This is a genomic window from Bradyrhizobium sp. SHOUNA76 (assembly GCF_023006445.1).
Taxonomy (GTDB): Bacteria; Pseudomonadota; Alphaproteobacteria; order Rhizobiales; family Xanthobacteraceae; genus Bradyrhizobium.
Map to the genome: position 1 here is coordinate 1 of NZ_JALBHA010000210.1, position 9837 is coordinate 9837.

The 9837-nt window shown below is 64.2% G+C and carries 14 protein-coding genes and 1 pseudogene; 12 read left to right on the forward strand and 3 right to left on the reverse strand.

The window, feature by feature from the left end; genetic code table 11:
* The 3 genes and pseudogenes from fliI to MOV74_RS20905 all read right to left on the reverse strand — a co-directional run.
* Positions 1 to 429: pseudogene (gene fliI, locus MOV74_RS20895) on the reverse strand (flagellum-specific ATP synthase FliI); the annotation flags it as partial.
* A gap of 42 nt (positions 430 to 471) precedes the next feature.
* Positions 472 to 1200 (reverse strand): flagellar basal-body rod protein FlgF, encoded by a 729-nt coding sequence (flgF, locus tag MOV74_RS20900; protein WP_246926192.1) that lies wholly within the window; start codon positions 1198 to 1200, stop codon positions 472 to 474.
* A 3-nt stretch (positions 1201 to 1203) separates the two neighbouring features.
* Positions 1204 to 1989 (reverse strand): DUF1217 domain-containing protein, encoded by a 786-nt coding sequence (locus tag MOV74_RS20905; RefSeq protein ID WP_246926194.1) that lies wholly within the window; start codon positions 1987 to 1989, stop codon positions 1204 to 1206.
* A 143-nt stretch (positions 1990 to 2132) separates the two neighbouring features.
* Between MOV74_RS20905 and motA the strand changes: the two genes are divergently transcribed.
* From motA to MOV74_RS20965, 12 genes are all read left to right on the forward strand, one after another.
* A complete protein-coding gene (gene motA / locus MOV74_RS20910) occupies positions 2133 to 3029 on the forward strand; it encodes a flagellar motor stator protein MotA (protein ID WP_246926201.1) in 897 nt (298 codons plus the stop codon).
* Entirely contained in the window at positions 3026 to 3967 is a 942-nt protein-coding gene (locus MOV74_RS20915; protein WP_246926204.1) for a flagellar motor switch protein FliM, read from the forward strand. The genes motA and MOV74_RS20915 overlap by 4 nt, the downstream gene beginning before the upstream one ends.
* The gene (locus MOV74_RS20920; protein ID WP_246926212.1) at positions 3948 to 4262 is read left to right on the forward strand and encodes a hypothetical protein; all 315 of its coding nucleotides are present in this window, start codon (positions 3948 to 3950) and stop codon (positions 4260 to 4262) included. Before MOV74_RS20915 ends, MOV74_RS20920 begins: the two co-directional genes overlap by 20 nt.
* A 76-nt stretch (positions 4263 to 4338) precedes the next feature.
* Complete coding sequence (gene fliN / locus MOV74_RS20925; RefSeq protein ID WP_246926214.1) at positions 4339 to 4728, forward strand: flagellar motor switch protein FliN; 390 nt, start codon at positions 4339 to 4341, stop codon at positions 4726 to 4728.
* Positions 4729 to 4730: 2 nt separating this feature from the next.
* Positions 4731 to 5771, forward strand: a complete 1041-nt coding sequence (locus MOV74_RS20930; protein ID WP_246926216.1) for a flagellar motor switch protein FliG — start codon at positions 4731 to 4733, stop codon at positions 5769 to 5771.
* Positions 5772 to 5784: 13 nt separating this feature from the next.
* Positions 5785 to 6870: a flagellar biosynthesis protein FlhB gene (flhB, locus tag MOV74_RS20935; protein ID WP_246926218.1), complete on the forward strand. Its 1086-nt coding sequence runs from the start codon at positions 5785 to 5787 to the stop codon at positions 6868 to 6870.
* A 64-nt stretch (positions 6871 to 6934) separates the two neighbouring features.
* Positions 6935 to 7336, forward strand: coding sequence for a flagellar basal body rod protein FlgB (gene flgB, locus MOV74_RS20940; RefSeq protein ID WP_246926221.1), 402 nt, complete (start codon positions 6935 to 6937; stop codon positions 7334 to 7336).
* Between the two features lie 11 nt (positions 7337 to 7347).
* Positions 7348 to 7764 (forward strand): flagellar basal body rod protein FlgC, encoded by a 417-nt coding sequence (gene flgC / locus MOV74_RS20945; RefSeq protein ID WP_100174722.1) that lies wholly within the window; start codon positions 7348 to 7350, stop codon positions 7762 to 7764.
* Between the two features lie 2 nt (positions 7765 to 7766).
* Positions 7767 to 8096: a flagellar hook-basal body complex protein FliE gene (locus tag MOV74_RS20950; protein ID WP_246926223.1), complete on the forward strand. Its 330-nt coding sequence runs from the start codon at positions 7767 to 7769 to the stop codon at positions 8094 to 8096.
* 18 nt (positions 8097 to 8114) lie between these two features.
* Positions 8115 to 8903: a flagellar basal-body rod protein FlgG gene (gene flgG, locus MOV74_RS20955; protein ID WP_063201481.1), complete on the forward strand. Its 789-nt coding sequence runs from the start codon at positions 8115 to 8117 to the stop codon at positions 8901 to 8903.
* Between the two features lie 37 nt (positions 8904 to 8940).
* On the forward strand, positions 8941 to 9393 hold the full coding sequence (gene flgA / locus MOV74_RS20960; protein WP_246926225.1) for a flagellar basal body P-ring formation chaperone FlgA: 453 nt from the start codon (positions 8941 to 8943) through the stop codon (positions 9391 to 9393).
* The coding region (locus MOV74_RS20965; RefSeq protein WP_246926227.1) for a flagellar basal body P-ring protein FlgI at positions 9390 to 9837 on the forward strand (448 nt) is incomplete at its 3' end. The genes flgA and MOV74_RS20965, both read left to right, overlap by 4 nt.

The window sequence follows — 9837 nt, forward strand, 5'->3', positions numbered from 1 at the left end:
GTGCACGCGTGCGCGCTTCATGGCCGACGGCGCCTCGGCCTCAGCCGAGACCGCCTTGGGGCCCGGGGTGAGGGGACCGAGTCCATCCAGCGGCGCGCCTAGGGCGTTGATGACACGGCCCTTCCAGCTCGGATCGGGCGCAAAGGACAAGGGCGGCATCCGGTAGGCGACCGAGCCGAGGCCGCCGGCAAATTGCCGGTCGAACGGCTTGGCAACGATGCCCTCGCTGTCGATCCGCACCACTTCGCCGATCTGGGGCTTGCCGGCCGAATTGACGCCAATAAGCTCGCCGAGCCTGACGAAGCGGGACAGGCCGGAGACACGGAAATGCGTCGGCGCGATCTCGGAGATCGCGCCGCTGACGCTTGCCAGGGGAGTGCTCTGCTGAAGCTCCAGCAGCGCCCACTCGAGTTGCCGAAGAGCGTTCAAGGTATCAGTCCAACCTCAATTTCTATGCGCGCGAGGCGCGGTCTACTTGCCGGGCTCGCCCAGCGTGCGGATTGCATTCTGCAGCGAGCTCTCGGTGCCCTCGATCATCGAATTGGTGCCGTCGAAGGCGCGCGAGGCCGCGATCAGCTTGGTCAATTCCATCATCGGGTTGGCGCCGGAGCCCTCGACATAGCCTTGCTTGAAGCCGTCGCGCGAGAAATCGGCGATGGCGGTCGCGGGCCGGTCCGGCGTCACGCCGGAATTGCCGTAGCGCTCGAGATTGGCGTCGGCAGGAATGTTGAACAGCCCGATAGTGCCGATCTCGTTGTTGTCCTGGGTGATCGAGCCGCTGCGCGAAATCGAGATCGGTCCGCCGTTCGGGTCCAGCGTGATCTGCGCGCCGCCGGAATCGACGACGGGGAAGCCGCTCACGGTCTGAAGATCGCCGTTGGGGGCGATCTGGAGCCGGCCGTCACGGGTATAGACCGTGCCGTTCGGACCGGCGAAAGCGATCCAGCCCTGCCCGACCACGGCGACGTCGAGCGGGTTGCCGCTCTCGGTGATGTTGCCGACCTCCCGCGAGATGATGTTGTCGCCGGGCGAGGAGAAGGCGACCGGGTTCGCTCCCGCCTTGGACAGCACGGTCTCGAACTTCACCACGTCGGTGCGGAACGCCGCCGTGTTGACGTTGGCGACGTTGTTGGCGATCGTCTGGAGGCGCTTTTCGAGGGCGACCTGGGCGGACAATCCCACATAGAGGGCCGATTGCATGAGCTACTTTCCGAGCCGGATGGACTGAAGTTTCGAGAGCATGTCGATATCCATGCTGGCCGAGGAAGCGCCCCCGATCAGGACGAGCGCGGAATTGGTCGAGCTGTTGCTCTGGGCCTGGGTCGCATCCCACATCGCCGCAAAGCGCTGCACGAATTTGGTGACCTTGGCCGGGTCCTGGAAATCGGTGAGCTTGACCCTGTTCGTGATCATCTTGGCCTGGGCGTCGATGTCGGCCGCGCTGATCGTCGAGGGCAGGCCGAGCGCGGTCTGAACCACCTGGGTCAGCGCCTTGTCCGCGAGGACCTGGTAGGCGGTCGTGATCGTGGACGCCTTGCGGGTGAAATAGAGCGCCAGCCGCAGACCCTCGTTCTGGTCGCCGGCCTTCTGCTCCATCGTCTGCGTGACATAGTGGGTTGCCGTCCCGGTCGTGGCCTGGGCGGTCTTGGTGGCGTTGCTGCCGAGGGCGGCGAAATTGAAGGCGGTGGCGAATTCCCGGTAGCGGGTGTCGGTCAGCTTGTTGGCGAAGGTGTTCTTGTTGGCGACACCCTCGGTCAGCACCTTGCGCATGAACGCCTTGGCATAGGTCATGTCGCTGAGGCCAAAGGCCTTCATCGCGTAGGAGTAGAGGCGATAGTCCTTGAGGAAGTCGTCGATCGTCTTCACGTTGCCAATATGGCTCAGGAAGTAATCGGTCTCGCGGCTGACATCCGGCTGTGTCGCGACCTGGGTCAGCGACTTGCCCATGTCCTTGGTCAGTCTGGTGTAGTCCGCGATGGTGGATAGCATGACACGCGCCCCTCTGGCCGCTGTTGCGACGCCGTCCCAAGCTGCAGCCATTTGCTTGCGCGAGGCTGGCGATGCGGGAAGCCAGCTTCGCGCAAGGCTCGCCGACTAGATATTCCCGATGGGATCGGCGATGGAGCGGCGCGTTGGGCAGTTTCGTGGGGATTTTCATCACGGTAGCGGCGCTGCTCGGCGGATTTGCCGCCATGGGCGGGCATCTGGCCGTGCTCATGCAGCCCTGGGAGTTCGTGATCATCATGGGGACCGCGGTCGGCACCTTCATCGTGGCCAATCCGTGGAAGACGGTCGTGGACACCGGGGTGGCCTGCATGCAGGCCATCACCGGCGCGGTGCCGAGTGAGCGCTACTATCTCGACCTGCTCGGGGCGCTCCATGCTTTGATGCGCGAGCTCAGGGGCAAGGGCCGCAACGAGGTGGAAGCGCATATCGACGATCCCGCATCCTCCGAAATCTTCAAGGCGTTCCCGAGCGTGCTCGGCGATCCCTCGCTGCTCCAGTTCATTTGCGACTATGTCCGCCTCATCATCATGGGCAATGCGCGCACGCACGAGATCGAGGCGCTGATGGACGAGGAGATCCACACCATCGTGAAGGGCAAGCTGGCGCCCTATCATGCGCTGGTGACGGTGTCCGAGGCGTTGCCGGCGCTGGGCATCGTCGCCGCCGTGCTCGGCGTCATCAAGGCGATGGGCGCCCTCGACCAATCCCCGAAGCTGCTGGGCGGCTTCATCGGCGCGGCCCTGGTCGGTACCTTCGCCGGCATCTTCCTGTCCTATGGTGTCCTTTCGCCCTTCGCGATCAAGATCAAGATGACGCGCGAGAAGAAGTGCCGCCCATACATCATCGTCAAGCAGACGCTGCTGGCCTTCATGAACGGCGCCATGCCGCAAATCGCCGTCGAGCACGGCCGCAAGATGATCGCCAGCAGCGAACGGCCGTCGATCGACGTCGTCGAGAACGAGACGATCGCAGGTCCCAAGGCTGTCGTCACCGAGCCCGAACCCAAGGCTGCCCGCGCATGATGATGGAAGACGTCGGCGTCGATCAGAAGAAGCAGCTCCCGAACTATCTGCTGGACGCTGCCGGCATATCGATCGAGCGCATGCCGATGCTCAATGTGATCTTCGATCGCATGGCGGCATCCTGCACCGACAGCCTGCAGCCGATGGCTGGAACGCCGTGCTATTTCTCGGTCAACGGCATCACCAACGATCCTCTCGGCGACATTATCAAGGACTACGAGGGCAACGCGGTGGCTGCGGTGCTCTATGCCGAGCAGTGGGACTCGCGCGTCATCATCATGCTGGACCGCGACTTCGTGTTTACGATGGTCGAGGCGATGTTCGGGTCCGACGGCGCGGAACCGCCGCTCGATGTCGAGCGCACTTTCTCGAACATCGAGATCCGGCTGGTCCAGGCGCTGTTCGAGCGCTTCGCCAAGGCGCTGCAAAGCGCCTTCGCCGGCACCTCCAACGTCACCTTCCGCGTGGAGCGGGTCGAGACGGCGATGGCGTCGCTGGCGATCGGGCGCGCCAGCAACATGTCGATCTGCGCAAACATGATGGTCCAGGCGCTCTACCGCGGCGGCCAGATGTTCCTCATCATTCCGCACTCCGCGCTCAATCCGCTCCGGCAGAAGCTCGCTCATGTCGTCGTCAGCGACGGTCGCGCTTCCGATCCGCGCTGGCGCGAGCAGATGGAGAGCGAGGTTCACCGCACCGAGGTGACGCTGAGCGCGGTGCTCGACGAGAAGATGATATCCCTCGAAGATGTCGTGAAGTTCAAGGTTGGGCAGGTGCTCGAGCTCGAAGCCACGCCGCGCACGCTCGCCCGGCTCGAAAGCAACAACCAGGTGTTGTTCTGGTGTCAGATCGGCCAGCTTGATGGCTATTACGCCATGCAGGTGGCCGATCCCGTCGATCAGAAACGGGAGTTCGTCGATGATATCCTATCTCGTTGATGCCGTGCTGCTGATTGCGCTCGCCTTCACCAGCATGCGGGTGACCCGGATGCACCGCGAGCTGGCGCGGCTGCGCAGCTACCAGGGCGAATTCTCGACTATCGTCCACGAGACGGCGGGCGCCTTCGATACGGTCATCACAGCGGCGCATGATTCCACCGCCAATCTCGGACGGCTCGCCAACGTGTTGAGCACCAAGATCGATCAGGCCCACGAGGCGATCGCGGCGCTCGATGCCCGCAGCGGGCTCGCGCCGGCTGCGACCGCAGGCGGCACTGAGGTGAACAAGCACTGACGCCGAATCCGGCGGAACCAATACGATCGGAACGTCACGACGGTCCGGGAGCGGAAATACCAAGAGGCGATACCAGATGGCGCAATCCTTCGACTATGAATCTGCCGCGCAAGCCCCGGCCTCCGACGAGGGCCATACCGAAACCTCTCCGCTGGAGCGGCTGGCGGAGATTGCCGCGCGCACGGTCGAGGAGAGCGGCAAGTTCGCCAATGTCGATGCCATCCTGCGCATTCCCGTCACCATGCAGGTGGTGCTGGGATCGGCGACCATTCCGGTCGCGAACCTGATGAAGCTCGGCCGCGGCGCCGTGGTTCCGCTCGATCACCGGGTCGGCGAGCCCGTTGATGTCGTCGTCAACGGCCGCATCGTTGCCCGCGGTGAGGTGGTCGTCGTCGAAGAGGACAATTCCCGCTTCGGCGTCTCGCTCACGGAGATCGTCGGACCGCTGGGGCAGGGTGATAGCTGACCATGGCGGCACAGGTCGGCATCGCCCCCATCAAGCAGCGAGGCGTTGCCACGCTGGGTGGAACGGAGAAGGTCGCGGCACTTCTGCTGGCCATGGGTCGGCAGGCAGCCGCGAGCGTGCTCGCGCAATTCGAGCCGCAGGACATTCGCATCGTCACCAAGGCCGCGGCCGAGCTGCGGCCGATCACGGCGCAGGAGCTCGAATCGATCGTCGAGGAGTTCGCCCAGCAATTCTCGATGGGCGCGAACATTCTGGGGACCCTCGGTGGCCTCGAAGCCGTGCTTGGCGATGTGCTTCCCGCCGACCAGGTGACGGCGATCATGTCGGACCTGCTCGGCAATTCGAGCAGGTCGGTGTGGGATCGCGTCTCGTCGGTGTCGGAAAACTCGCTGGCGACCTACCTCTCCAAGGAGCATCCGCAGACCGCGGCGCTGATTCTGTCCAAGGTCAAGCCGTCTTGCGCCGCCAAGGTGATGAGTCAGCTACCCTCGAGCCTGCGTAACGAATTGATGCGGCGCGTGCTGAGCCTCAAGCCGATCGTCGACGACGCGATGAAGGTTCTCGAGAAGACGCTGCACGAGGACCTGACACTCAATTTCGCCCGCAACCTCGGCGCCGACACCTACGCCCGCGTCGCGGATATCATCAACAAGATGGAGCGCGGCCACATCGAGGACATGCTGAAGAGCCTGTCGGAAAAGCGGCCGAAGTCGGCCGAAGTGCTGAAGGAGCTGCTGTTCACCTTCGACGACGTGACCAACCTGACGCCGAAAGCGCGCACCATGATCTTCGACCAGGTGCCGACCGATCGCATCGTCGTCGCGCTGAAGGGGACCGACAAGCATTTCCGCGAGCTGATCCTGTCCTCGGTCGCCTCGCGCGTCCGCCGCGTTGTCGAGCACGAGCTCGCCATCGGTGAGCCTTCGAACCAGCGCGACGTGCTGGAGGCGCGGCGCGTGATCACCGATCTCGCGCTCGAGCTCGCGGAGAAGGGCGAAATCGAGCTCAACCCCGAGCAGGAGGATGAGCTGGTCTTCCGCTGACCGCTGAACGGGCATGGCAGAATCATCCGATCAGGAGAGCAAGACAGAAGAGCCGACCGAGAAGAAAGTCCGTGATGCGCTCGAACAGGGCAAGATCCCGGTCTCTCGGGAGGCCTCTATTTTCGCCTCGATGGCCGCGCTGCTGGTCATTCAGGCGTTCCTGATCGGTCAGGGCGTGCAGCAATTGACGCCGACGTTGACGAGCCTGCTGGACGATCCTGAAGGCTTTCCGCTCTCCACCGGTGCGGACGCGCAGAACCTGCTCACCGTGGTCGGCCTCCAGGCGCTGCGTTTCCTGGTGCCGCTGGTCGTCATCCTCATGGTATTCGGGCTCGCTTCCTCGCTGCTGCAGAATGCGCCGCGCCTGGTGCTGGAGCGCATCAAGCCGGACCTTTCGCGAATCTCTCCGATCGGCGGCTGGAGCCGGCTCTTCGGAACGCAGGGGCTGGTCGAGTTCGCCAAGTCGCTGTTCAAGCTCGCAGCAGTGACCTCCGTGGTCGTCTTCGTGCTGCGCGCATCGGAGGCGAAGGCGTTCGAGGCGATGTACACGGATCCGGTTGCGCTGCCCGAGATGATTCTCAACATCGCGATGCGGATCGTCTCGGCGATCTGCATCGCGACCATCGTCCTGGTGGCGATTGATCTCGCCTGGGCACGCTTCCACTGGCGGCGCGAGCTGCGCATGACCAAGCAGGAGATCAAGGACGAGCACAAGCAGGCCGAGGGCGATCCGCTGATCAAGGCGCGCCTGCGCTCGCTGGCGCGTGACCGTTCGCGGCAGCGGATGATCGCGTCCGCATCGCGCGCGACGCTGGTGATCGCGAACCCGACGCATTTCGCGATCGCGCTACGTTACAATCGCGAGGAAAACCCCGCGCCGCTCGTGGTGGCCAAGGGCATGGACGTGATCGCGCTGAAGATCCGCGAGGTCGCCGAGCAGAACCGGATCCCCGTCATCGAGAACAAGGCGCTGGCGCGCGCGCTCTACGAGGCGGTCCAGGTCGATCAGGTGATTCCGGCGGAGTTCTTCCGCCCCGTCGCAGAGATCATCTACTTCCTGCAGTCGAAGCAGGCGCCGCGCACCGAGAAGGTCCGGTAGAATTCCGAGGACGACGTCCGGCCCAACAGCTTGACGAAAGCTTAACGCCCTAGGCTTCTCCCGAATGGACCAGAACGGGGCTGTCGTGGGACCGCTTTATCTCTTCGAACTCGCATCGTCGCAGGCGCGCTACCTCGAGCTCCGCCAGTCGACCATCGCCACCAACGTCGCCAACGCCAACACGCCCGGCTTCAAGGCGCGCGACGTCGAGCCCTTCAACAAGGTGCTCGACGGCATGCCGGTGAGGCTCGCAAGGACATCGCCGTCGCACCTGCAGTTGTCCGCGACCGAGACCGACACGCGCGCGATCGCGAAGAAGGACAGCTGGGAAGTGGTTCATTCCGGCAACTCGGTCAGCCTCGAGCAGGAAATGATCAAGGGCAGCGACGTCAGCCGCGACTATTCGATGAACTCGGCGATCGTGCGGTCGTTCCACCGCATGGTCCTGGCCGGTGCCAAGGCCTGAGGTGAACTGACATGCTGGACTCACTGAGCGCCTCTCTGACTGTTGCGAGCTCCGGGCTCGAGGCGCAATCGACGCGCATGCGCATCGTCTCGGAGAATCTCGCCAACGCGACCTCGACCGGGCGCACCGCCGGCGCCGATCCCTATCAGCGCAAGACCATCACCTTCGATGCCGCGATGGACCGCGCCTCGGGCTCGCAGCTCGCGAAGGTCAAGGAAATCGGCGTCGACACCACGCCGTACCGCGTCGAGTACGATCCCGGGCATCCCGCCGCCGACAAGGCCGGCTACGTCAAGCTGCCGAACGTCAACATGATGATCGAGATGGCCGACATGCGCGAAGTCAACCGGTCCTATGAAGCCAATCTCCAGGTCGTGAAACAGGTCAGGTCGATGCTCGGCATGACCATCGACCTCTTGAGGAGCTGACAATGCTTGAGGCGATTTCATCCACGGCGATCTCCGCAGGACAGGCGGCGAGCCGCGCGACCGAGACGCAGGCCATCGCGCCCGCGGCGCCGACCGCGATCCAGCCATCCGACGATGTCGGCTTTGACTCGGTGATGAAGCAGGTGACGACGGACGCGATCGGAACGCTGAAGGCGGGCGAAGCGGCGTCGATCTCGGCGATGCAGGGCAAGGAATCGACGCGGCGCGTCGTGGAGGCGCTGATGTCGGCCGAGCAGGCTCTGCAGACCGCGGTCGCGGTTCGCGACAAGGTCGTGCAGGCCTACCAGGAAGTCGTCCGGATGTCGATTTGATCTGAAGGAGTAACGCAAGTGAAATCGCTCGCCATTGCGGCCACGGGCATGAACGCCCAGCAGACCAACATCGAAGTCATCGCCAACAACATCGCCAACATCAACTCGACGTCGTACAAGCGGGCGCGTGCGGAGTTCACCGATCTGTTCTACCAGATGGACCGCATGCAGGGCGTCGCCAACGTCAACGGTTCGTCGCCGATCCCGGAAGGCGCCAATCTCGGTCTCGGCGTCAAGTCGGCGGCGATCCGCAAGCTGCACATCCAGGGCGCGCTGACGCAAACCGGCAACCCCTACGACATGGCGATCAATGGCCGCGGCTGGTTTCAGGTGCTTGGCCCGAACAACGAGGTGCAATACACCCGCGCCGGCTCGTTCAACACCAACGCCAACGGCCAGCTCGTCACCATCGACGGCTATCTGCTGGATCCCGCGATCACTGTGCCGCAGGGAACGGTCGAGGTCACTGTCAATGCCACCGGCCAGGTGTTTGCCAAGCTGGACACGGAAGTGAACCCGCGCCAGATCGGCCAGCTCAATCTCGCGAATTTCGCCAACGAAGCGGGCCTGGAGCCGCTGGGCGGCAATCTCTACAAGGAGACCACGGCGTCGGGCACGCCGGTCGTCGGCCTGCCGGGCGATTCCGGATACGGCAAGATCAACCAGAAATATCTCGAAGCCTCGAACGTCGACCCGGTCAAGGAAATCACCGAGTTGATCTCGGCGCAGCGCGCCTACGAAATGAACGCCAAGGTCATCCAGGCCTCGGACGAAATGGCCCAGACCGTTTCGAAGGGCATGCGCTAGTTCCGGTGTCTCGATGTTGAACAGGGTGGGTCTGATCATGCGCGGGTTGGCCGCCGTGCTGCTGATTCTGGCTTCAGTGCGCCTTGCCGTGGCCGAGGAGAAGCGGCTTCCCGTGCCGGCGGTTTCGATCCGCGCCGGCGAGCTGATCCGGGACGACATGATCACCGAGCGCGCCTTCGCGACGAACCTGCTCGGCGTTGCCATGTTCGTCGAGGGACGCCAGGTCCTGGTCGGCCGCATGGCGCGGCGCGCGCTGCTGCCGGGCCAGCCCATTCCCAGCAATGCAGTGGAAGATCCCTGGACTGTCGCCCGCGGCGCCCAGGTCAAGGTCGTGGTGGAAGACAGCGGCCTGTCGATCGTCACTTACGGCTCGGCGATGCAGTCGGGTGCGGCCGGCGCGCTCATCCCGGTGCGCAACACCGATACCGGCGTGATCATCAGGGGCATCGTCCAGCCGGACGGCACCGTCAAGGTCGTGGACGGGTCATGACCAGGATCCTGCTTGCGCTCGTCCTGCTGCTTTCGGCCGCCAGCGCCCATGCCGCCGTCCGCATCAAGGACATCGCGGACATCAAGGGGTTGCGCGAAAACCAGATCGTCGGCTACGGCCTCGTCATCGGCCTGAACGGCACCGGCGACACGCTTCGCAACGCTCCGTTCACGGAGCAGTCCCTGCAATCGATGCTGGAGAACATGGGCATCAATGTCAGGAACGAGACCACGAGCACCAACAATCCCACGCGTCCGACGACGCTGCGCACGCGCAACGTCGCGGCCGTGATGGTGACGGCGGACCTGCCACCCTCGATCGGCCCCGGCGAGCGCATGGACGTCACCGTGTCGTCGCTCGGCGATGCGACCTCGCTGCTCGGCGGCACGCTGGTCATGACGTCGCTGCGCGCGGCGGACGGCGCCGTCTATGCGGTGGCGCAGG